Source organism: Ureibacillus sp. 179-F W5.1 NHS, assembly GCF_045369345.1.
GTDB lineage: Bacteria > Bacillota > Bacilli > Bacillales_A > Planococcaceae > Ureibacillus > Ureibacillus halotolerans.
This window is the reverse complement of record NZ_JBIQFG010000046.1, coordinates 1-24,216: the sequence shown is the minus strand read 5'-3', so window position 1 is coordinate 24,216 and position 24,216 is coordinate 1. Positions and strand designations below refer to the sequence as shown.

Below are 24,216 nucleotides of genomic sequence, written 5' to 3'. Positions count from 1 at the left end.
TTTAATTCCATCTCCATTACCACTCTAAAAGTATATTTTCACACGTGCAGAGCACGTGGTTTTAAAAGAATTAATAATCTAAGCGCTCTTACTAAATGTAAGAGCGCTTAATTTTTGAAGGGTTCTTTTGACGTGTAATTGACCGGACATTTCACAAAAAGATTGCGATCTATATACACGGTAAAATGCTTGGTATGTCAACAGTTTCCTCCCCTTCTTAATTCTTTCGTTTAATAGTTATGTTTTAGCATAGGTCTTGTTAGCATTTCCTTACCGACACTAAAAAAGAAGATCATTTATAAGAATTAGATTTTCAAAATAAATAGGAGCCGCTAATTAATTAACAGCTCCTACTAACCTTACTACTTTTTCTTCATCTCTTTTAATAGTTGTGCAACATTTGTTTCTTCTTCAACAACTTGTTTTTCGGATACTAAATTTTTTGAGCGTACAGTTTGTAAAAAAGACCATCCGAAACGGCGAATTGTAATATCGATAAAGAATAACAGCATACTCAATAATACAAGCCAAGTTGTAATATTTTGTTTTTCTGCACTTTTTTGTGTAAACTCTCGGAATGCTTCTGAAGGTTCTTCTAAAAATTTACCGCCAGTTCTTTCACTTATTTGAGTTAATAACGTTTCATTTGGAGGATGCAACTCATATTCTGCGCTATATGGAATCGTTAATCCTGCCTGGTATATCGATCCATCTCCACTCGTAATTCTGAAAAATACTAGACCTGGGTCAGCTTCAACTACCGTTCGGACTTTACTTGCCGAAATAGGATCAGATTGAACATCGAGTTCCTCTCCGGATTCGTCCACTACTGCCACATCTAAAAAGGCAGCTTGATTTGTTGGGTCAGTAATTACAAAGGAACCTTCCGAGTCACGGCGAATATCATAAGCAATATCGTTATAAGTTGGGAACAATCTTGAAACAGCAGTTTGCCAGAAGTTGGGCCATTCCTCCCAACGAGCCCAATCTCCAGTCCACGCTCCCGAAGAATCGGATGTAAAGGCAATCGTTTTTCCTAACCCATATTGCCATTCTGCTAATACAGGGTCCTCCTTCTCACTTTCAGCAATAACCGTCGCTGTTTGTTTGGCTGTCGTCCCTATATAAGCATTCATTTGTGGAACACCATTTTTAAAAAGATCATTCCACCCTTCGGCATTATAAATAACCGGATAGAACGGATTATCTTCGATATAAGTTCTCGAAACCATCGCTGTTTCACGGGATAAAATAGAAGGAATCGTTGTTTCATCAATTACACTATAGTAACGTCCACTTCCTAATTCACTTAGCGATTCAAGTAGAACTCCATCAGCATCTGCTCCAATAGCGACCGTTGATAACGTTATATTATTCCCTTTTCCTTCTTCGATTAAATCTTCATAGCTATTTTGGGTATACGACTGTCCATCGGTTAATAAAATAATATGTTTTCGCTGTAATGATAAGTCTGCTAAATTTTCATACGCCATTTCCAACGAAGAATAAATTTCAGTACCTCCACCCGGAGCGATTGATAAAATTGTATTGACCGCTTTTTCCTTATCCTTTAACGGGGCTGTCTCAATTATCTCCCACGGGCGATCATCGAAGGCAATAAAACCTAAAGTATCTTCTTCACGTAACAGTTCAACCGAACGAGCAGCAGCTTCTTTGGCTAATTCAATCTTGGGCCCCATCATACTGCCAGAACGATCGAGAACTATAACGAGTCCAAGGGAAGGTAATTGTTGTTTCCCCTTCACTTCCATCTCGACCGGCAGCAAAGCTTCAATCGGAGTTTTAAAATATCCTCCAAGTCCAAAGCTATTTTCCCCGCCGACCATCATAAAACCGACTCCGAAGTTTTTAACAGCTTGCTCAATAATGCCCATCTTTTCTTCCCCAACTAAATGACCTGGGATATTATCAAAAATAATCGCATTATAGTGTAAATAACTTGATAAAGAATTCGGTAATTCACTTGAAGGCATTACTGTATATTGAACAGAATTAGTACCTAATGCTGAAGCAATAGGGGATCCACCCTCTCGGTCACTGACAATTAATAAACGAGGTGTGCTTTGTACCATCGTAACACTCGTTAATTGATTGTTTTCTAAAATTGCATCTTCCTCCACTTGAACAAGAGCTTCATATTTAACGAGTCCTTCCGCTTTTCCAACATGGCGGTAAGTAAATGTATTTGTTCCCTCTTCTAATTGTATTGCTTCTTGGTGTATGAGTTGATCATTTTCATATAAATACAATTCACCTGTTGCCTGAGAAGTTGCTTCAATTTCTGTTTCTAGCTGTTGTTGTTCTCCTGCATAAGCCACTTGTGGTGTCGTAAAGCTTCGAATCGATACGTCTGCATTCACCTCTTTACTTAACTCCACAATATCAATGGAGACATTGGAATTCGTTAACTTTGTTAGCTGTTCCGTTACATCCCCTTTTGTCTCTAATCCATCGGTTAATAAAACAATTCTTGTCGCCTTTTCTAGATCAACGATACCTGTTGTGAGCTGTATTGCCTGCGCAATATTTGTTTCACTTTCCTTTGTCATTTCACTCAGTTCAGGAACATGCTCCAACGAATCAGTAAGAATTGACTCTGTTTGAAGATCCGAAGCAAAGGAATAAATTCCTACAAGATGGGAATTTTTTTTAGACTGTAAGCTTTCTTCAATAAAAGCAACAGCTTGATCTGTTGTCCCTTCTACCGAAGCAGATCGGTCAATTAAAAAGACTACTTGCTCTTCTTTAACTGGTAAAAGTAAATAAGGTGCGGACAGGGCAAACACTAACGTTAAAACAGCAAGTAATCGAATACCAAATACAATTTGCTGATTTTTTCTTAATTGTTTTCGATGATGCCACCATGTCCAAACAAAATATCCTAGTAGCGGGATAAGTAACAATAGAGCAAGTGGGTAATCAATTCGCAAATCCACGTCTTCTTTGCACCTCCCACTCAATAACTAGTATGAATAAAATAGGGATTAATAGCCATTGGATAAATGATTGCTTCGTTTCTTCCTCTTCTCCACTATTTTGTATGACACCTAATTCAAAGCTCGTCCCTTCTTGAACAGTACGTTCCTCTGGTGAGAGCTGTACAATGAATTGTTTTTCTTCTTCGTTCGAGCGAATGGAGTATAGACCTGGTTTTACTGGCGCACGAAACTCACTACCACTCTCAATGGATGAAACATATTCATCCTCTCCAGAATAGATAGACCATTCCCCTGTTGCTAACGGTACTGATCGGCTTTCATTTGGCGAAAAAGTACCTAAATTTTCAGTTCCTCCTACTAATTCATTTTGTAGTCCCCATAAAAAAAGTGGAAATGAAGGGTGTAATGGCCAGTCAGTAGACTGAATATCAGCTAAAATAACAATATCTCCTCTAGCTGAACGTTGAATAAATGGCTTTTCGCCAATAGTTGCAATAGTTTCAAACTGGTCAAACGCAGGATAGATTGAATGGACGTAAACATCTTCTAATGAACTAAAAGCAAATAATGCATCATCAGATACATCTACAAGACTATTGATTTCCTCAGCTACTTCATCGTTACGACCTATTAATACGATTGAGGTATCGGTTTTCCCTAAAAGTTCTGCTTGATTTGTTACGATAATTACGTCTTTCATTGCTTCAAGCTGATCTGATGGGGCAATTTTAACGTCCTTATTTAATGCTTGGAACCCCTTTTGCACTAGCTGGTGCATTTGTTGATCAATTACAATTTGGGACATACCACTTCCCAACAAAGTCATCATCGTATTATCCTCTTTATAATGATCATCCACTTCTATATTGACTGTTAAAGCTGAAACTAATGGCAGTGTATCAAAGGTTTTTGTTAATTCCTCTTTACCCTTTAAAGTTACTTGTTCCGAAATGAGAACATTACCTGTTTCATCCATTAAATTTAACTCCGTTACTTGTTCTTCATCTGTCTCATTTTTTAATTGAACGAGGGCTAAAGCATTATCTTCCGTTGTAGTAGCTGCAAAACGGGTAATCGCCACATTTTTCAGGTCTTTACTTGCCCCATGGACAATCCACTTAATGTTTTCACTTTCAATAGGTAACTCGCCACGTTCTACAGAATCGGTAAATAAATACATCGAAGTAGAAGTATCTCCAATAAATGCTTGAGCCATATCAATCGCCTTCGTTAGTTGTTCTTTTTCGTAAGTCACTTCTAGATTGTTAATCGCTTTATGTATGACAGAGGGCTCCGTTTCTTGTCGTACAATAACTTTAGGTTCTTCGCCTGTTGTAATAATAGTTACTGGTTTCCCGCTTAGTTCATTAACTAAAGTATTCATTTCTTCTTTATGACGTTCAAAGGTTGTTAACCCGCCGTCTTCCAAGAGCATAGTGGCAGAAGTGTCAACAATCCAAATCGATTGCTCCCCAGCAAGTTCCGTTTGTTTGATAAATGGGTTCATTAAAGCTAAAACAAATAAAAGGAGGGCTAATAACTGTAAGTACAGGAGCGCATTCCTTTGTAAATGCTTCAAATATGGAGAAGCCTTTGTTTCCTGCATCACTTCGTCCCAAAAGATAGTAGAAGATACTGGTTGATCTTTATATTTTTTACGGAAGAAATAATAAATGAGGACAATTAATGGAAGGATAGCGGTCCATAAATAGATTAAATTACTAAATCCCATACCCCTTCACCTCACTGCACCCAATTTAACTTAAATAATTTATGAAAAATAGCAGTTTGTAAACCATCCTCTACGATAAGCTGGGTTTTCCGAATCCCAAAACGATGAACTAAAGTTTCAAATTCACTTTCATGGGTAGTCCTCGCTTTTTCATAATTGGCTATTACACGATTTGATACGGACACATTTACTTGTTGAGAGGTTTCCGAATCGATAAGACGGACATCCCCTGTATAGGTCGGATTTAATTCATCCTTCGTTACAATTTGAATACAGCGTACATCTCCTGCAAAACGGGGTAAACGTTTAAAAAATTGTTCCCACTCTGCAATCGCCTCTAAACCATCCGTAATAATAAAAAGCACTGTACTATCCTTTGGTAAAACTTTAATTCCTTCCTTGGCAAAACTACCGACTCCACTAGCCATCTCTAAATTTGAAAGGACTTGTAGAAACGGTTTTCGATAACTTGCCCCTTTTCTTCTAAAAGGAATAGCATTTGTTTCACCTACATAGGAAAAGGTCAACCGATCATCCCGATTTAATACCATCAACCCAATGGCAGCTGCAATTTGCCGCGCAAAAACCCATTTTTTTTCTTCTCCCATTGAACGGGTTGCATCTAATAATATGTGAACTCTCATTTCTTGTTCATCTAAAAATCGTTTAATATAGTACTTTTCTGTTCGTGCATATACATTCCAATCAACTTGTCTAACGTCGTCTCCTAACGTATATTCGCGGAAATCAGAAAAATCAAGGGAGGATCCAAACCGTCCTGAACGATGAGAACCTTTATGCTGTCCCCGTAATTTCGATGAGGTAGCGATCGATAAACGACTTACTTTTGCAATCCATTCATCAGGAAGAATTAATGGCGAAGTGCTCATAACCCTACTCCTTGTTGAATCGTTGTAAGAATAGTTTCAATCATATCATCTGCTGTCTTACCAGATGCCTCGCCCTCATAATTCATCATCATTCGATGACGCAATGCAGGCTTTGCCACCGATTTTATATCAGCAATGGAAACGTGGAAACGACCATGCAATACCGCACGGGCCTTCGCTAGTTTAATAATACTTTGTAAACCTCGGGGACCACTGCCGTACATAACAAATTGCTTAACTTCTGGATGAGAATCTTCTCCTTCTGGATGGGTAGCCACTACTAAATTCACCGCATACTCCATCATTTCTTCAGCTACCAATACTTCTTTTACCATTTGTTGAGCTAAAATGATGCTATCACTATTCATTACTTTCTCTAAATCTACTTCCAATGCCCCAGTAGTACGTTTCATAATTTCCATCAGTTCTTGTTTAGAAGGATATGGTACTAAAATTTTGCATAAAAAACGATCCATCTGAGCTTCTGGTAAAGGATATGTCCCTTCCATTTCTATTGGATTTTGTGTAGCGAGAACAAAAAAAGGCTTTGCCATTTTCTTTGTATCCCCAAGTATTGTTACAGTCTTTTCACCCATTGCCTCTAACAGTGCACTTTGTGTTTTCGGTGTTGCGCGGTTAATCTCATCTGCTAACACCATTTGACTAAATATAGGTCCAGGCTGGAAGGCGAACTGCTGCTTTCCATTTTCAGTTCGTTCAATAATATTCGTTCCAGTAATATCTGTCGGCATTAAATCCGGTGTAAATTGAATACGAGAAAACGATAAATCGAGCACTTCCGAAATTGTCCGTATTAACATCGTCTTCCCCAATCCAGGCAATCCTTCTAATAAAGCGTGCCCATCTGCTAAAATGGAGTAAAGGGTAAATTCTATTACTTCTTCTTGTCCTACGATAAATTTACTAATTTCATTTTTTACTTGATGCAGTTGATTGCTCATTTCGTTATATTGTTCTTCATTAAACGCCATCATATCGTCCTCCCACTTATTCCGACTCTATCGATGAGAAATAAGATTGTACAATATCTTGTAAATCCTTTGGTAATTGCATTCTTTCTGAACTTTCGATGTAGCTATCTTTATAATCGCCTATTACTTCTTCATAAGGTCGAATAGTTCCTTTCGTTACCGGCACTTGCCCTTTTTGCTCTCCTACAGCTTTTCCTTCATTTAATGGCCCACCATCAACAGTCGTGTCACTGCTTCCACCAATACGTTCGGGAATTGATAAGGAATCACGACTCCCTTGGCCTAATCCAGCTCCACTGCCTCCACTAGACCCTTGACCATTTCCACTCCCAGAACCACTTCCTTGGGAACCATTACCTTGACCCTGTCCTTGGCCTTGACCCTGTCCCTGACCTTGACCATTCTGCCCATTACTGTTTTGATTTTGGTTACCGTTGTTCCCTTCCTGACTATCACCTTGTTGGCCATCATTTTGGCTATCACCGTTGGAATCGCTTTGTTCTCCAGAAGAATCTCCTTGTTCTCCTTCATTTTCAGCTGATTCGGAACCTAATTCACTAGCAATTGCATTTTGTAAATCGAAACTAATAGGTTTACCTAATTTACTTAAAGTAGTTTGAGAACTTTTCGCTGTATCTGTAAGACCTTCTTGCAAAGCTGCTAATTCCTCTAGCTGCTTCTGTTCTTCCGCCGATAAGCCGCCAGAATTTTCTGCATTTTCTCGTTTGGCTAATGCCTCTTTTTCCTTAAGCTTTTGTTCCTGCAATTTTAATTCCTTTTGTTTTTTCACTACTTCACGAAGAGCTTCTTCAGAACTTTCGATATCCTTTAATTTATTTGATAGCTCCTGTAGTTGCTTTTTCACCTCATCATTCATTGCTTTTTTCTCCAACTTTGCTACTTCTTTTTCTATCTCTTTAATGACTTCTTGTTCTTTTTCAACTTCAATAGCTTCTTGTTGCGTCGCTGAAGGGAAGAAAGACAATATGCCAATTCCTATCATCAAAAGCATAATTCCAATTAATACTTTAGGCTTCCAAATAACTTTCTGCCTTTTTTTAAACCGATCAAATGCCTTCGGTGACTCATTTTCGGCCTTTTGGATAAGGGTTTGCACTAATGGATTCTTTTTATCTATAAATGAAAGGGCCGTTACAAGCTCATTATGAGGATAAAAGGCATCTAAACGATGTAACGCCTCCTTTTCCCTTATCCTTTTCCACCATATATAAATTCCTACAGCAAAAAGAATACCGATTCCAACGTAAATCGCAACTTCCCTATAATAAGGAAAGACAAACAGGCGGGATACAACGAGAATCGTCGCACTTAAGGCAAGGCAAAGGAATATTCCATATTGTAATTGAACTAATAAACGCTCCATATTAAGACTTCTTTTAGCCCGACGAATAAAATGCCCTAACAGGTTTCGACGATTCATCGTCCTTCCTCCTATCGATTTGTTTTCATGTTTGCCCGTAATTTACGGATGGCCACAAATAAACAAAATACTGTAAGTAATATATAAAAAATTAAGTAAACTACCCAAATTGGCAACGATATACCAACTACCGATTCCAAACTATTTGCCATTTCCGGATAAAGAATTGTCACCATTAATGCACCAGGGTTAATGCTCGCCCAAAAATAAGTAATAGGTGCAAACGGTGTTGCTGTACTCATACCCATTGACATTTGTTCCATCGAAACACCCATAAAGAAGAAGAAGGCGGTAATTCCTCCTAGAAAAATCATTGCACCATATGTCGCAATCATTGATACAATTGTTTTCTTTGTTATTGTTGAAAACATTATTCCTATACTACCAATAGCAACGAGTGTTATTAAGTATAAAAGGAAAATCGTTACAAATTGGGAAGGCGATACCCCTCCAAATAAAAATACAAGACTATATAACGGCAACCCTGCCAATAACATTAGTACTAAAAAGGCAACTGACGATAAAAGTTTACCAATGATAATTTGAGTAGAACTTTGGGTTGTAGTCAGTAGTATATTTAATGTTTGTTTCTCTCGTTCTGTACTAATTGCACCCGCTGTTAATCCTGGAGTTATAAACATTACTAATCCCATCTGAAGCACACTTAAAACAGCGAACATCGTGAAGCTATCATCTGGTCTAAAAAAATTAGTACCTGTAAATTGTGTGCGGATTAATAAAAATCCTGCCACGAAAATACATAAAACAGCTAAGTAAAACATTAAGCCAGAAAAACTTTTAAAGGCGCGGAATCGCAATTTTAATTCCTTTAATAATACTGGATTCGAAAAACGATCCATCATGCTTCATCCGCTCCCTTCGTAATAGCCATAAAGACATCTTCTAAGTTCTTTTCCTCTTCGGTTAACGTATAAATCGGAATATCAGCAAGTAACGCCTTTCGTAAGAGCTTCACTTGATCTTCCGTTTTCCCTCGATAATTAAAGGATATTTCATTTCTACTGTCAGCTACTTCAATAGAGGAGATAAAAGGATCCTCTTCAAAGAAGTCCCGTGCCCTTTCCATTTGCTCTAATACTTTCACAATGATCCGTTTATCTCCTTGCAACTGCTCCTGAATCGCCGCCACATTACCATGGGCAATAAGCTTTCCGTTATCAATTACACCTATTTCATCACACATTTCCGCTAACTCCGGTAAAATATGCGAGGAGATTAAAATTGTTTTTCCCATAGATTTTAAATGCTTTAAAATATCTCGCATTTCGATTCGGGCACGCGGATCTAATCCTGATGCAGGTTCATCTAAAATAAGCACCTTTGGATCGTGAATAAGAGAACGAGCTAAGCAAAGACGTTGCTTCATACCACGAGATAGTAAATCGACATATTCATATCGTTTATGTGAAAGGTTAACAAGCTCTAATAACTGCGGGATAAGAACTTGCCTTTCCGCAGCAGAAAGACCATAACTTGCCCCATAAAAATCTAAATATTCATCGGCTTTTAGTTGATCATAAACTCCAAAGAAATCAGGCATATAACCAATTAGCTTTCTTACTTCTTTCGGCTCACGAACAACACTTTTACCGTTTATAAACGCGTCACCAGATGTAGGTGATAAAAGAGTAGCTAGTATAGAAAAAGTAGTAGATTTACCAGCACCATTGGCACCTACGAACCCAAATACAACTCCTTCATCTAATGACAAGTTTAAGTTATTTAATGCAACAAATGAGCCGTATTTTTTAGTTAATCCTTTAATATCAACCATCATTATTGTGCCACCCCCTTAATTTCTACATCTGGCATTCTAACTGGTGTTCCTAAATAATCATTTAATCGGACTAGCATTTTAATTTGTCCATCTGTTGATACGTATTGATCTAAATTGTCTTTAAAGGTTATACTCGCTTCTTGAATATCTTCAAATTGTGAAGTTTTTATATTCCATATAGCTATCTCAAGTCGATTAGATGCTTTATTCGAAACAGATAGTTCTGTCCAGGAAGAATTTTCGATTAACTCTGATGGAATTTGAACTGTATAGTTATAATCGCCTTTGTCTAGATACCATTCATTCGATGATTCACTTGTTAATTCCATATAACTTGCAGCATTTGTTGGCTCTACATATTCTTCTAACGTATCTTTATTTAAAGTAAATCCACCTGAAAGTTCCATCTTCGGCTCAAATGTTTGAGCAATATACGCTACTGGTGAGACTTCAGCATTCCCATCTAATTCAATGCCAACTAACGATTCATCTGTCCACGCTATGATTGTAGGAGCATGGTCATCCTGAATTAAGCCACCTGCTCCATACTTTACTTTTTCTAAACGCATTGGTAATAAGTCATCTTTCGATTGTGGAGCATTATATCCGTAGTTTGTAATGGCCGGTGAAAGTAAAACGGAATTTTTTACTTGTTCCAATACTTTCAATGTACCTTCCGATTCAATATCTCCTAGTTCTATTTCTTTTGTACCCGACCAAATAGTCACATCATTCAATTTAAACGGGAAATGATTCGTTACAGTCCCTTCGATTAACCCGTCTTTTACTGTCAACTGAATATCCATATTCCCTGCATTATGAATGGTTGTTTCCCCAACAATCGATTGAACAGACCAGTAATTTAAATTTCTCAATTGAATAATAGAACCATTTGCACGTTCTTTAACATAGGATTTTTCATGTAAAACATTGTCAGCTGGACTTGAATAATAATAATCCATACCTTGCGATGCAGTAGCAGTAGTATTTTCATCTAGATTAAACGTAAAATCTCCACTGCGATTTGTTAAAATGGTCTCCATATACTTACCAGTTAAACTATCTCCTTCTACTTTATAAAAAGCAGCTTGTTGTATTTGAGACTGCATTAAACGATCCTTTGCCCCAAAAATGAAAAGACAAAGGGATAAACCAATGGATAATAGTGGAATAAGCCACCAAGCATGTTCCCGCTTATCCATTCTTTTTAAAATAAAGTAAAGCATTGGTCCAATAAATAAAATGTAAATAATAATGACAATGACTAGCATAGTCGTCGATATTTCAAAGGAAGGAAACAGTTCATTTACACTTCCCACTTCATGGGGAAGATAGTCGTTGAAATTACCAAAATTCATTGCAAAGCTATTATTTTGTACTGTAGTTTGTAGTTTTAAAATTTCAGATAGTAATTTTGAATAACCATCCATTGAAGCAAGTGGTTGATCTCCTAGGGAGAATGTCGTTTGAATAATTTGCCCGCTGCCTAGAGTTTTTTTAGAAGCTAAAATTGTGTTTCCATCTGCTAGTAGACGATGACTTCCTTCCTTTTCAGTCGCCTTATATACATCAATATCTTGCGTAAACACACCATTTTGGGATAGTGTCTTTAATCTCTCCTGAGATACAGTGACTTTCTCATTTGAAAGTGATAATGGAAGATAATCTTTAAAAATTCCTACAGAAGCCTCTACTTGGTCAGAGGCACCGATTAAAAGAACTCCCCCCTTCTCAACCCAACTATATATTGCGTTTTGTTGTTCCTCAGAAAAGTCTGTTAGGCTAATTTCATCGACAGCTAACACATTAGCCATCGCTAGCCCTTTTTCATCAGTTGGAAATTCATAATTTTTTAATTGATTTAAATTAAATACTTCCACATTGAAAGTAGAATACTGTCTTAAACGTAAGAGAGAAGAAAGCCGGTCACTATTTTCAGTCAGCGTATAGATAAAAGTTGCTTCTTGTTCATGAAATTGAGGTTTGACGGTCTTACTACCCGTGTATTTAACCATTTCACCATCTTCAATTCCACCTTCATAAAAATAAAATAAAGTTTTTTGAGGACTACTATACATATAGTCTTCTGCAAGTCCATTTAAGTAAATTTGAATTTCCTTTGTTTCACCCTCAGCTATATCTAATGGGTATACTAAGCCGGAACCCATTGAATAAGATTCAGCTGCATCGATGACTAAATCACCTGAAAATGCCGTACCATTATTTGTGATCGTAAGTTTTAATGGAACCGGTGTATAATATTTAACTTTATTAGATATTCCTGCTTCTGCTTTTACATCCAATTTAGGCGCTGCACTAGCAGTATCTATATGTAGAAAATTAAAAATGAATGCAAAAAATAAAATAGCTAAAATATTTTTCTTTAACAAAATCTCAACCCCTTAATCCCCTTTTTTAATTGGTACGTCTATTTTACATTTAAGTTCCATTTTTACCAAATTAATAATGAATTCTTAAAAAATTGTTCGCATTGTTCGTATAAATTAATAAAAAGGGTGACAATTTAGGAGAGGTACTCTTGATTTAAGATGTAATAAAATAAAAAAGACGAAATGAACATAAACGTTCATTTCGTCTTTTATTCATGCCTTTTTAGGCTTTTATTATGCACATTAAAGCCGTGCACCTTTCTTCGACAGCCGTACATAAGCGTTACTCTTGTCGCCAGCTCAGGTTAGGCTACCCCGCGGCACATGGGTGAAACCACTTAATGCTGCTTCCTTCCGGACCTGACATGGTTCATGGGTACCCATTGCGCAGGACCCAACCTTCAACACTACGTGCAAGAGGCAGACCAAACATACGGACAGCCTCAGAAAGGACTTCAGTCTCGCTAGAGCGGATTGCGAGTTACAGGGCACCGCTACCTCCCCACCTAGCACGGCATAAACTAGTATACTTTATTATTGAGGGAAAATGCAATGTTTAGTTCTGGTAATAATGGAAAAGTTGAAATCTTTTTTTAAAAAACTTTCCCTTCTACTTATTTTCTACTTATTTGTTGACCATAATATAGTTATATGATATATTTTTCTTTGTCGAAACGGAGGCATACCCAAGTCTGGCTGAAGGGATCGGTCTTGAAAACCGACAGGCGGGTTAAACCGCGCGTGGGTTCGAATCCTACTGCCTCCGCCATTTTTATTTACTATATGATGATAACATCCGTTACGTAACGTAACGGATTTTTTTTGTAGAAATTCCATTCGAGTACTAAAACTGATAGCAGTTATAGTACTTTTTTAATTTATAATGAAAAAACACTCATTAATAGAAGGTGAAGTCTTTCCATGGAATATATGAAAGCCCTTTCAAAAGTTAATCGTTGTACGATTGCAATCCTTGCTACTGCTTTACTTACCGCAATTGGTAGTGAAATTAAAATAATGCCCTATGAAGAAGCACCTTTCCGTTTTGGATTAGGCAGTATTATTTTTTTTATTGCCGTATTAATACGTACTGTACCCGTTATTACAACGGGGATTATAACCGGTTTAACCGTCGTACTATTCCGTTCATTGTTAGATAGCCTATTTTATGAACAACCTTTTATAAATGCATTAATCGAACATTTCCCAGCAGCCCTTTTTTATTTTTCATTTGCTGTATGTTTGTCTATTTTTAATATAGAAAAATATAAAACAAAACCTTTAACTTTAGGGTTGATGGCTTCTTTATTTGAAATCATTAGTAATAGTATTGAGCACCTTTTTACTACTCTATTTGTAACGAAAATACCTATTAATGCAGAGGAAATTTTTTTACTTATTACGATTGCCCTTTTACGTAGTTTTTTTGTTGTTGGATTATATAGCTCAATAATCATTGCTGAAAATAAAAAGCAAGTTCAGCAATTATTAAACATTGGCTCCAATTTATATGTGGAAACGTTATATTTACAAAAATCAATGAACCAAATTGAACAAATTACCGCTTCTAGCTTTGATTTATATAAACAATTAGCAACGGTTCATTCCGAATTAAGCATAAAAGCATTAATTATTGCTCAAGAAATTCATGAAGTGAAGAAAGATCAGCAACGTATTTTTGCTGGATTGTCGAACATTGTAGAAAATAAACAATCCGATCATTATTTAATGTCGGATTTACTTTCCCTTGTTTCAGAAGCTAATCAAAAATATAGTGTGCTTCTAAAGAAAAATATTCAATTTAACGTATTACTAAATGAAGATTTTCATACACATGCCCATATTCAATTACTTGCCGTATTAAACAATCTAGTCGCCAATGCAGTAGAAGCAATTGAAAACGAGGGGGCGATTACCATTTCGGTTGGTATGAAAGCCGATGAAACAAATATTATAATTGAAGATAATGGGATTGGTATTCCAGAACATTCCCTTCCAGTTATCTTTGACCCAGGTTTTACTTCGAAATTTAATGAAAAAGGCGAGCCTTCCACGGGAATTGGCTTATCCCATGTACAAGCAATCGTAGCAAAATTACACGGTAATATACATGTTGAAAGTAATAAAACAACAAAATTTATCATTACAATCCCGACAAATATGTTATAGAAAAGGAGAAAGACATGCGTTATTTCATTGTTGACGACGACCGTGCAAGTCGAAAAATGTTATCAACTATTATTAATGAAAGCGAGCTAGGAAGTGTCATCGGTGAAGCTTCCAACGGTCAAGATGCTATCCCTCAAATATTAGCTATCCAACCCGATTTCGTATTAATCGATTTACTAATGCCCAAACTAGATGGTATCACGACAATTGAAAAATTACGTGAAAATCTTTATGAAGGTCATTTTATAATGATTTCTCAAGTTGTAAATAAAGAAATGGTTGCCCAAAGTTACGAAAAGGGGATAGAATTTTTTATTCATAAACCCATTAATAAAATCGAAGTTGAAACGGTTCTTCGGAAAACAGAAGAACAATATCGCTTAAAAAATTCTATTTTAGCCATTAGACAGTCATTATCCCATTTTGCTGAGGATAAAAAACATGTTAAGAAAACGTCTAGGGACCATGTTCAATCCATTTTAAATGATATGGGTATTGTCGGTGAGGTAGGCAGTGAGGATATAACGAATATCATTGAACTTTTACTTATGGATAAATATAAAATTTCCCCTCTCCCACCACTAAAAGAATTATATGAGAAAGTGGCAAGTTTAACAAAATCTACAGCGGATGATATCGTAAAAGAAAGTAAAGCGATTGAACAACGCATTCGTCGGACGATTTTAGCTGCAATGATTAATCTTGCTAATTTGGGAATTGTTGATTATACAAATTCAGAATTTGAATATTATGCCCCTCGTTATTTTGACTTTACCGAAATTCGATCACTAATGCGTCAAATCGAAGAAAATGATCAACGAAAAGCGAAAGTAAATATCAAAAAATTTATTCAAGTGTTATTTGCTGAAATAATTAGCAAAGTGGATTAATCGGATTTTGTCGGATTTTGTAAGTCATCCATATACTATTATTATGGACTTGTCCTACATTTGATTGGGGGGAGAAAATTGAAAAAATTTAAACTTAGTTTAGCTTCTCAAATAATAATCGGTCTAGTATTAGGGATCATTGTAGGTGCTATTTTCTATGGCAACCCTAATGTAGAGAAATATTTACAACCACTTGGTACGATCTTTTTAAATTTAATTAAAATGATTGTTGTCCCAATCATCGTCTCTACGCTTATTATCGGTGTAGCTGGTACTGGTGATATGAAACAACTAGGTCGCCTAGGTGGTAAAACTTTAATCTACTTTGAGATTATCACAACAATTGCCATCGTCGTTGGTTTAGGTGCAGCTAACATTTTCCAACCAGGTGAAGGCATTAACATGAATGAATTAACACAAACTGACATTTCATCTTATGTTGAAACGACAGAGTCGGTTGAGCATGATGGTGGCGGCTTATTAGATACTATTGTTAGTATTGTTCCAACCAATTTCATTCAGTCAATGGCTGAGGCCGATATGTTACCTGTTATCTTCTTCTCTGTATTATTTGGTTTAGGGGTAGCAGCAATTGGCGAAAAAGGGAAACCTGTACTTGATGTAGCGCAAGGCGTTGCCGATGCGATGTTCTGGGTTACTAACCTTGTTATGAAGTTTGCACCAATTGGTGTATTTGGTTTAATCGGGGTTACAGTATCAAAATTTGGTTTATCATCTTTAATCCCACTTGGAAAATTAGCACTTCTTGTTTATGGTGCAATGATATTCTTTGTACTTGTTGTACTAGGAATTACAGCGAAAATTGCTGGTATTAACATTTTTAATTTATTAAAAGTATTAAAAGAAGAATTGATTCTTGCTTATTCTACATCCAGTTCTGAAACCGTTTTACCACGTATTATGAATAAAATGGAGAAATACGGTTGTCCAAAAGATATTACTTCTTTTGTTATTCCAACTGGCTATTCCTTTAATTTAGATGGTTCAACATTGTATCAAGCAATTGCTGCACTATTTATTGCACAAATGTATGGTATCGATTTAAGCATTACAGAACAAATTACATTAATGCTAGTATTAATGGTTACTTCAAAAGGTATTGCTGGTGTTCCAGGCGTATCATTCGTTGTTCTTTTAGCAACACTTGGATCCGTAGGTATCCCACTTGAAGGACTAGCATTTATCGCTGGAATTGACCGTATTCTCGATATGGCCCGTACAGCAGTAAACGTTGTCGGAAACTCTTTAGCAGCTATCGTTATGTCAAAATGGGAAAAACGTTTTGACGAAGATAAAATGGAAGCATACAATGCTGAATTAGCTAAATAAACATTTAAAGCCGCAAATTATTGCGGCTTTTTTATATTCGATACGGCCTTTGCTAAGTAAGCTCGAATAGATTCTTCCCCATTTCCTAACGCTTCCTTTTCACGAGCTTCATCCTTTGCAATCTTTTTCTCAGCAGTTTCAACAATCTTTTCAATATCCTGTTGTGGAACGACGACAACACCATCGATATCCCCAATAATAAAATCCCCAGGGTGAACCGTTACATTTCCAACTGAAATTGGACAATTAACAACTCCCCCTCCATTTTTAAATCCTGCTGCAACTGTTGTGCCTAATGCAAAAACCGGGAAATCTAAATCTTGAATTGCGGCCATATCTCGAATTACACCATCTACAACAAAACCTTGTACACCTATTCCCTTTGCAAGGGAGACGACGAAATCACCCGCTACAGCTCGATTTGTATTTCCTTTAGCATCAATAACTAAAATATCACCCTTTTGTGCCATACTAATCGCTTCTAAAACCGCACCATTTTCTCCATCTGGTAAACGTACTGTTATAGCTCGTCCTGCAATTTTAAAATGATCTGCTAACGGCTTAATCTTACTATCCAAATTTGTATGTCCACCTGTAGCATCCGAGATTGCTGTCGTTGGTAAAGCGTAAAAACGTTCCTGTATTGTAGTCGTTTCCATTTTTTTGCCCTCCAAATTAACAAAATATTGTAATAATTTAAATTCTATAGGATTATTATAGGAAGTTAAATAGGTTAATTTAATTAGACTTATGTGATCGTTCCCGATTAAAAGTAGAGGAAGTGGTTAAAATGGTGGGGAAGCATACTCTTCGATTCATTACATCCAATGAGGAGTGATAAATATGAAACGGAACCGATTGATTATGCAATATAAAAAAGAAAATGGAGAAACTGGTTATAAAATGGTTTCCTTCGACATTGATGTTATTGCTAAGCATACAGGAGGGCTTGCACCAACCATTCTTTATTTTTATGATAATCAAGATGTAACGGAAGACGTGCGAGCTATTCGTTTCGGATTAGAGCCTCCTTCCTCCTACATCGATGACTATGATCAATTTCAAAAACTATTATATAAAAAAGAGCAACGAGCAATTAACAACTTATATGATACGATTAGCATCCGTCCTAAACATATGTCGACAACAAAGCAAATTTTATGGAGCTTTGGTGTTTTACTGTTAATGACCATTCCGCTACTAGTAGCGATAATTTTAAAATAATCTTACTCAAAATAAAAAGTATCCCTTATGTTACAGTAATTCTCTACTGATCAACACAAAGGATACTTTTTATTTGATTATTGTTCTATATTTCCTTCTACACCAAGATCTTCTACCCGTATGCTATCACCAAATGCTGGTTTTAAAGTTTCCTCGTATGCTTTTTGAAAGAATTGTTCTTCCCTTAGTGCTTCCAGCTCTTCCTTTTACCTTTCCAGCAATCATGTATAACCTTTAATTTTTTATTAGAATCTGTTGACCAGGTTGAAGAGTTTCAACATCTTCTATCTCAACAGTTTCAGGATATTTCAAACCTAATCCAGTATTTAAACATACAACATGTTCGTCTTCTCGAATCCATCCTTGTTCACGTAAAGTTTTAACAGCTGCGAATGTAGCTGCCCCTTCTGGACAAATAAAATTACCTTCTAGTGAGGCTACTAGTTTTTGAGCTTCCAGTAATGCTTCCTCCGATACGGCGATAGCACATCCTTTCGTTGCATAAATTCCTTCTAATACTAAAAAATCACCTAAAGCCTTCGGAACATTGATGCCAAATGCACATGTTGTTGAATTTTCAAAGAAGACGGATTCTTTCTCTCCTTTTTTCCACGCTTCTACAATTGGGGCGCATCCTTCTGCTTGAACAGCTACTAACCGTGGCAACTTCCCCTGTTCAATCCATCCTAATTGTTGTAGCTCTAAAATAGCTTTATAGATTCCGATGATGCCTACACCTCCACCCGTTGGATATAAAATCACATCGGGCACTTTCCACCCTAATTGTTCAACAATTTCATAACCCATTGTTTTCTTACCCTCTATCCGATAGGGCTCTTTTAATGTAGATGCATCATAAACCCCTTGTTCCTGTACTAAGCTTCCTACAACTTTTCCAGCATCACTAATTAAACCGTTAATTAAATATAAATCTCCACCAGCAATATATACTTCCTTTCGAGTAATTTCAGGAGCATCTAATGGCATGACAATTGTTGCTTTTATATTCGCCTTTGCTGCATACAATGCCCAGGCAGCACCTGCATTACCATTAGTCGGCATTGCTAGATGTTTTACCCCTAATTCCTTTGCTTTTGAAATTCCCACACTTGCTCCACGAGTTTTAAAAGAACCCGTTGGTATAATCCCTTCGTCTTTCATGTATAAATTATTTAATCCATAATCAGCTCCTAAATACGGCAGTTTTTTTAATGGCGTCATTCCTTCTCCTAGCGACACTACATTTTCTTGATGATGGACTGGAAGTAGCTCATGATATCTCCACAAAGTATTAGGGCGATTTTTCATGTCCTCACGGTTAATAGTTTCTTTTACTTTTTCTAAATCATAACGTACTAGTAACGGGGAGCCACACTGACATAACTGCTGAATTCGATTTTCTTCATAAGTTTTACCGCACTTTGGGCACTCTAAATGAGTAATATAACTATATTTCATCATCGTCACATTCCCTCCTAGAATTAAAAAAGGCAACAATAATCCATCAAAATATAGATCATTGCAGCCTTTGGTTGTCCAATAAGCCAACTATTAAACTAAATTTAATATCAGTTTTCCGATAAGTCAACTATGTTTGTAACTTTTTCTAAATTTTCTATTTATTTAAAACAAAAATTCTTTTTACTCAACACTTGATGACATCGATTTATCAAAAAGAGCATCCTATTTATTCAAAATAGCTATAATATCATTAACGTTCGTCGCCACTTTTAGTATACTGCGTTGTTCTTCACGTATAAATCCTTCCTCGAACATCTTTTCAAAATGTTGGATGAGGGCATCATAAAAGCCATCTATATTATATAAAATGACAGGATTTTCATGTAAACCAATCTGTGCCCATGTAAACACCTCGAAATATTCATCTAGTGTTCCACACCCACCTGGTAAAGCGATAAAAGCATTTGAAAGATCAATCATTTTCTTTTTACGGACATGCATCGATTCAACAAAATGAATCTCCGTTAAGTGCAAATGGGCAATTTCCCTTTTTTGTAAATGCTCTGGCATAATCCCAATAACTTCCCCATTATGGGCAAGGGCAGCATCCGCCACTGCACCCATTAAACCAATGTTGGAACCACCATATACAATTCCAATCTTTTCTTTTGCCAATCTCTCGCCTAATTCTTTTGCACTTTCTATGTAAATTGCACTTTTCCCTGTCTGTGATCCACAATAAATGGCTACATTCATTTTTTATACCTCCATGTCAATTTGATACAATACAAGAATAACATTAAATTTTCAAATAGAAGGAGAAGAGCGATGAAAATTTACCCTCTTGGAGTTGGTGGAGCTTTTACCAAAACAAACTTCCATAATAACTATATCATTCATTTAAATGAAAAATGCCTATTAATTGATGCTGGCTCTACATTGCGATATAGCCTTCGTGAAGCTGGATACCATTATACCGATATAGATTTTGTCTTTATTTCCCATTTACATTTTGACCATGTCGGTGGTTTAGAGGAAATGATCATGCAACGGTTTTGGCAATTTAATAATGGGCAACATAGTCCGCTAAAAACGACGATTATTGTTCATGAAAAATTACTTACTTTATTAAAAAGTTTACTTAGCCACGGACTTGCAAATCAAGGGCGAACAGTTGAGGATTTTTGTAATTTTGTTTGTTTAAAAGAAAAGGAAGTTTATAAAATAGAGGATTATTCCTTTACAATTTTTGATACTAGTTATACCCATGCAGATGGATTGCTTAGTTTTGGATTTAAATTAGCATCCTTGCAATCCAATATTGTATTTACTAGCGATGTAAAACGTCTAAAAGAAGCGAATATTATTGGGCAAGTTGATGGGAACACGGTCGCCATTTTCCAAGATGTCAGCTTTACCTTTAATGGTGTCCATGCCACATTACAAGAAGTGCTCGATTATTACCCTAAAGAATACTATTCAAAACTTTATGCCATGCATTATAACGACAATGTTGAACAATTTCAGAAAGTCATTGACAGCGCCAATATAAACATTGTAAAAAAAGGTGAAATTCTTCACTTTTAACTAAAAAACGGGAAGAGAAAATCCGATTCTCTACCCGCTTTTATTTTTATAATGCACCCATACCGCCATCTACGCGATATTGAGCTCCAGTTATAAATTTACTGTCGTCTGAAGCAAGGAATAAAACTAAATTTGAAATATCTTCTGATTCTCCATATCGACCTAATGGAATGGATTTTTCCATATTCGCTTTAGCTGCCTCAGCTTGTCCAGGAGCAAAACCTTCTTCTAAAGAACGCATCATTCTTGTATTTACAGGTGATGGGTGAATAGAATTTACACGTACTTGGTAAGGTGCTACTTCTAGCGCTGTTGATTTTGTTAAACCTACAACGGCATGCTTCGAGGCAACATAAGGAGTAACGTCTGGACTTCCATGTAATCCTGCAACAGAAGAAGTATTAATAACACTACCGTAACCTTGTTCTTTCATAACAGCTAAAACATATTTTAATCCTAAAAACACACCACGGACATTAACGGCCAATACTTTATCTAAATCCTCTACTTTTTGTTCAGTAATTGGGGCAACTTTACCTTCAATACCCGCATTATTAAAGAAAATATCAATTTTTCCAAACTGCTCTACCGTTTTATTTACATAATTTTTTACTTCTTCCTCTTTTGATACATCGGCTTGAACGACAATTACTTCTCCAAGGGATTCTAACTCAGCTTTTGTTTCATCAAGAGATTCTTGGAATAAATCAACTAATACAACTTTTGCCCCTTCTTCTAAAAAGCGTTTTGCAGTAACTTTTCCAATTCCTCCTGCTCCACCGGTAATAATCGCTACTTTGTTTTCTAGTTTACTCACCATAAAAACCTCCCATTTTTTGTTGTAATCGCTTTCAAAAGAGGTTAGAGCTCATATTTAATATAGATAAATAATGAACACCACTCTATTTTAGGATACTCTCTAAAATTTGAAAATTCAATAAATTAGACTTTACAAAATTTTTCTAATCGCTTTATTTCATGAAAAAAAGCCCCACTACAAAAAGTTCGTAGAAAAGGCTTTGATAAAGTTTGCTATTTATTTACGTAAATGACTTGTTTGTTTTAACATATATGCAATTCGTTCCACAATGTTTTCGATTTGGTCTGGATTTGCCATTAAATCATAGTCATTAATGTCTAAACGTAATACAGGACATGAATTGAAATTATTAATCCAGTTTTCATATCGTTCATGCATTTCAATCCAATAATCCTTTGGTGTTTGTTGTTCCATTTCACGACCGCGTTCTTGGATACGGCCAATGATGTCGTCGATTGGACCTTCTAAATATACTAGTAAATCTGGATGAGGGAAGTATGGTGTCATAACCATAGCTTCAAATAAATTAGTGTACGTCTCATAATCGGTCGGATTCATTGTTCCTTTATCATAATGCATTTTCGCAAAAATGCCTGTGTCTTCGTAAATCGAGCGATCTTGAACAAAGCCGCCACCATATTCGAAAATCCGTTTTTGTTCCTTAAAACGTTCGGCTAGGAAGTAAATTTGTAAATGGAAACTCCATTTTTCAAAATCATCATAAAATTTATCTAAATAAGGATTCGTATCAACCTTTTCAAAGGATGTACGGAAATTTAAAGCTTCTGCAAGAGCCTTTGTCATTGTTGACTTCCCTACACCGACAGTACCTGCTATCGTAATCACTGTATTCGATGGAATTTGATATTTTTCTCTTAAATTCATTCTTGATTTGTACTCCTTTGTTGTAGCTTCTCTTCTACTAATTGTAATATTTGTTGTAAATCATTTTGATTCCTTACGAAGTCGATTTGGTCACCATTAATTTGGATAACAGGAATATCAGGGTGCATCATTTCAAAATGTTGAATAAACTCATGGTAGTCTTTAGCTAATCGTTCTATGTAATCCCGGGTAATCATTTTTTCAAACTCTCTACCGCGCATTGCAATCCGATTCATCAATGTATCTAAACTAGCATGTAAATATATCACCATATTTGGGCGCGGCATATCAGCTGTTAAAATATTATAAATGGCTTCATATTTTTCATATTCAGAAGGTTTTAATGTTCGTTTTGCGAAAATTAAATTTTTGAAAATATGATAGTCTGCTACGACCGGAGATCCTACCTGTAACATATGTTTTTTAATATCCGTTAATTGTTTATATCGATTACAAAGGAAGAACATCTCCGTTTGAAAGCTCCACTCATCAATATTTTCATAGAACTTCCCTAAAAACGGGTTTTCATCCACAATCTCTTTCAATAGATGATAGTCAAAGGCATCCGAAATCGCCTTTGATAACGACGTTTTCCCTACACCAATCGGACCCTCGACTGTAATAAATGGAACAGACAATGAGAAGTCCCTCCTTTTAGTCTAATTCGTCAATGCTATTCATTTTATCATATCAACTTGTCGAAAAACAGAGACAGTGATTGAAGTTCATAAGTAATTATTATAAAAATCAAACAAAAGTTACTAGAGTTAAAGAATTGTTCCATTTTCTCCAAGCGAATATTAGTGAAAGTTCATTTTTCCCAATGACCGTGATACACTTACAAGCAAGGAGCGATGTACGTGAATATTTTTGATAAAGATCGCAAATTCATGGAAGAAGCGATAGTTGAAGCAAAAAAGGCAGCAGCATTAGGAGAAGTACCAATAGGTGCCGTTATCGTTTATGAAGATAAAATCATTGGACGGGCCCACAATTTAAGGGAAACTTCACAAAATGCCGTAACCCATGCAGAATTAATGGCAATACAACAAGCATGTGAAACTATTGGTAGTTGGCGTTTAGAAGAAACAACCCTATATGTAACATTAGAACCTTGTCCAATGTGTGCAGGTGCTATTTTACAATCCCGTGTTCCTCGGGTTGTGTATGGAGCGAGAGACATGAAAGCTGGTTGTGTAGACTCATTATATCGTCTATTAAATGATTCCCGCTTTAACCATGAATGCGAAGTTATAGAGGGCATTTTAGCAGATGAATGTGGTCAATTGCTTACTAATTTTTTCCGTGCTATCCGGGAGCGAAAAAAGGAAGAGAAAAAGGCGAGAAGGCTTTTATCTCAACAAGAAAATAATAAAGATATATAAACAAATATAAAAAAAGTCGGTGAAATTTTACGAAAAGTAAAATTTCACCGGCTTTGAATTTTTTACAATAAAATAAGGACCTCTTCTGATAAAATTAAGTTACCACACAAAACCATATCGAAAGAAGGATCCTTATGTTTAAAGATTATAACATGAATCAACTCATTTTGCCTTTAGATTTAGAAGTAAAATTACAAAATAATGATATTGCTTTCCATATCCATCATCTAGTTGAAAGTATC

The 24,216-nt window shown here is 36.1% G+C and carries 20 protein-coding genes, 1 tRNA gene and 1 other RNA gene; 7 read left to right on the top strand and 15 right to left on the bottom strand.

Annotated elements, in window-relative coordinates; all coding sequences use genetic code 11:
* Nucleotides 1-362: 362 nt before the first annotated feature.
* The 9 genes from ACH0B5_RS15565 to ffs all read right to left on the bottom strand — a co-directional run bounded on the left by ACH0B5_RS15565 (nt 363) and on the right by ffs (nt 12,718).
* Complete coding sequence (locus ACH0B5_RS15565) at nt 363-2,957, bottom strand: VWA domain-containing protein (RefSeq protein WP_341362920.1); 2,595 nt, start codon at nt 2,955-2,957, stop codon at nt 363-365.
* Nucleotides 2,941-4,692 (bottom strand): vWA domain-containing protein, encoded by a 1,752-nt coding sequence (locus ACH0B5_RS15560; protein ID WP_341362919.1) that lies wholly within the window; start codon nt 4,690-4,692, stop codon nt 2,941-2,943. The genes ACH0B5_RS15565 and ACH0B5_RS15560 overlap by 17 nt, the downstream gene beginning before the upstream one ends.
* Before the next feature lie 11 nt (nt 4,693-4,703).
* Entirely contained in the window at nt 4,704-5,582 is an 879-nt protein-coding gene (locus ACH0B5_RS15555; RefSeq protein WP_406928093.1) for a DUF58 domain-containing protein, read from the bottom strand.
* A complete protein-coding gene (locus ACH0B5_RS15550; protein ID WP_406928092.1) occupies nt 5,579-6,574 on the bottom strand; it encodes an AAA family ATPase in 996 nt (331 codons plus the stop codon). Before ACH0B5_RS15550 ends, ACH0B5_RS15555 begins: the two co-directional genes overlap by 4 nt.
* A 16-nt stretch (nt 6,575-6,590) precedes the next feature.
* Nucleotides 6,591-8,015, bottom strand: coding sequence for a hypothetical protein (locus ACH0B5_RS15545; RefSeq protein ID WP_406928091.1), 1,425 nt, complete (start codon nt 8,013-8,015; stop codon nt 6,591-6,593).
* Nucleotides 8,016-8,026: 11 nt separating this feature from the next.
* On the bottom strand, nt 8,027-8,878 hold the full coding sequence (locus tag ACH0B5_RS15540; protein ID WP_122973275.1) for an ABC transporter permease: 852 nt from the start codon (nt 8,876-8,878) through the stop codon (nt 8,027-8,029).
* Nucleotides 8,875-9,810, bottom strand: coding sequence for an ABC transporter ATP-binding protein (locus ACH0B5_RS15535; protein WP_122973278.1), 936 nt, complete (start codon nt 9,808-9,810; stop codon nt 8,875-8,877). Before ACH0B5_RS15535 ends, ACH0B5_RS15540 begins: the two co-directional genes overlap by 4 nt.
* A gap of 2 nt (nt 9,811-9,812) precedes the next feature.
* Nucleotides 9,813-12,203, bottom strand: a complete 2,391-nt coding sequence (locus ACH0B5_RS15530; protein WP_406928090.1) for a hypothetical protein — start codon at nt 12,201-12,203, stop codon at nt 9,813-9,815.
* Between the two features lie 249 nt (nt 12,204-12,452).
* Nucleotides 12,453-12,718, bottom strand: an RNA gene (ffs, locus tag ACH0B5_RS15525) — signal recognition particle sRNA large type.
* Nucleotides 12,719-12,879: 161 nt separating this feature from the next.
* Here ffs and ACH0B5_RS15520 point away from each other — a divergent pair.
* The 4 genes from ACH0B5_RS15520 (at nt 12,880) to gltP (ending at nt 16,612) form a co-directional block, all read left to right on the top strand.
* A tRNA-Ser gene (locus tag ACH0B5_RS15520) sits at nt 12,880-12,972 on the top strand.
* Nucleotides 12,973-13,124: 152 nt separating this feature from the next.
* The gene (locus tag ACH0B5_RS15515; RefSeq protein WP_241559393.1) at nt 13,125-14,372 is read left to right on the top strand and encodes an ATP-binding protein; all 1,248 of its coding nucleotides are present in this window, start codon (nt 13,125-13,127) and stop codon (nt 14,370-14,372) included.
* A 14-nt stretch (nt 14,373-14,386) separates the two neighbouring features.
* Nucleotides 14,387-15,262, top strand: a complete 876-nt coding sequence (locus ACH0B5_RS15510) for a response regulator (RefSeq protein WP_406928089.1) — start codon at nt 14,387-14,389, stop codon at nt 15,260-15,262.
* Between the two features lie 78 nt (nt 15,263-15,340).
* A complete protein-coding gene (gene gltP, locus ACH0B5_RS15505) occupies nt 15,341-16,612 on the top strand; it encodes a glutamate/aspartate:proton symporter GltP (protein ID WP_406928088.1) in 1,272 nt (423 codons plus the stop codon).
* A 17-nt stretch (nt 16,613-16,629) separates the two neighbouring features.
* Here the strand turns inward: gltP and ACH0B5_RS15500 are convergent, their stop codons facing one another.
* Nucleotides 16,630-17,271, bottom strand: a complete 642-nt coding sequence (locus tag ACH0B5_RS15500; RefSeq protein WP_406928087.1) for an RraA family protein — start codon at nt 17,269-17,271, stop codon at nt 16,630-16,632.
* A gap of 184 nt (nt 17,272-17,455) precedes the next feature.
* Between ACH0B5_RS15500 and ACH0B5_RS15495 the strand changes: the two genes are divergently transcribed.
* Nucleotides 17,456-17,836, top strand: coding sequence for a sodium:proton antiporter (locus ACH0B5_RS15495; protein WP_122973582.1), 381 nt, complete (start codon nt 17,456-17,458; stop codon nt 17,834-17,836).
* A 234-nt stretch (nt 17,837-18,070) separates the two neighbouring features.
* Here the strand turns inward: ACH0B5_RS15495 and ACH0B5_RS15490 are convergent, their stop codons facing one another.
* Nucleotides 18,071-19,294, bottom strand: coding sequence for a threonine synthase (locus tag ACH0B5_RS15490; RefSeq protein WP_122973588.1), 1,224 nt, complete (start codon nt 19,292-19,294; stop codon nt 18,071-18,073).
* Between the two features lie 225 nt (nt 19,295-19,519).
* A complete protein-coding gene (locus ACH0B5_RS15485) occupies nt 19,520-20,053 on the bottom strand; it encodes an LOG family protein (protein ID WP_174232717.1) in 534 nt (177 codons plus the stop codon).
* A 72-nt stretch (nt 20,054-20,125) separates the two neighbouring features.
* Between ACH0B5_RS15485 and ACH0B5_RS15480 the strand changes: the two genes are divergently transcribed.
* Nucleotides 20,126-20,884, top strand: a complete 759-nt coding sequence (locus tag ACH0B5_RS15480; RefSeq protein WP_406928086.1) for an MBL fold metallo-hydrolase — start codon at nt 20,126-20,128, stop codon at nt 20,882-20,884.
* 46 nt (nt 20,885-20,930) lie between these two features.
* Here ACH0B5_RS15480 and ACH0B5_RS15475 read toward each other — a convergent pair whose 3' ends face one another.
* The 3 genes from ACH0B5_RS15475 to ACH0B5_RS15465 form a co-directional block, all read right to left on the bottom strand.
* Entirely contained in the window at nt 20,931-21,704 is a 774-nt protein-coding gene (locus tag ACH0B5_RS15475; RefSeq protein WP_406928085.1) for an SDR family NAD(P)-dependent oxidoreductase, read from the bottom strand.
* 216 nt (nt 21,705-21,920) lie between these two features.
* Nucleotides 21,921-22,589 (bottom strand): deoxynucleoside kinase, encoded by a 669-nt coding sequence (locus tag ACH0B5_RS15470; RefSeq protein ID WP_406928084.1) that lies wholly within the window; start codon nt 22,587-22,589, stop codon nt 21,921-21,923.
* Nucleotides 22,586-23,227: a deoxynucleoside kinase gene (locus ACH0B5_RS15465; protein ID WP_122973585.1), complete on the bottom strand. Its 642-nt coding sequence runs from the start codon at nt 23,225-23,227 to the stop codon at nt 22,586-22,588. The genes ACH0B5_RS15470 and ACH0B5_RS15465 overlap by 4 nt, the downstream gene beginning before the upstream one ends.
* A gap of 222 nt (nt 23,228-23,449) precedes the next feature.
* On the opposite strand from ACH0B5_RS15465, the gene tadA reads away from it, so the two are divergent.
* On the top strand, nt 23,450-23,974 hold the full coding sequence (gene tadA, locus ACH0B5_RS15460) for a tRNA adenosine(34) deaminase TadA (protein ID WP_174232718.1): 525 nt from the start codon (nt 23,450-23,452) through the stop codon (nt 23,972-23,974).
* The last annotated feature ends 242 nt before the right edge of the window (nt 23,975-24,216 follow it).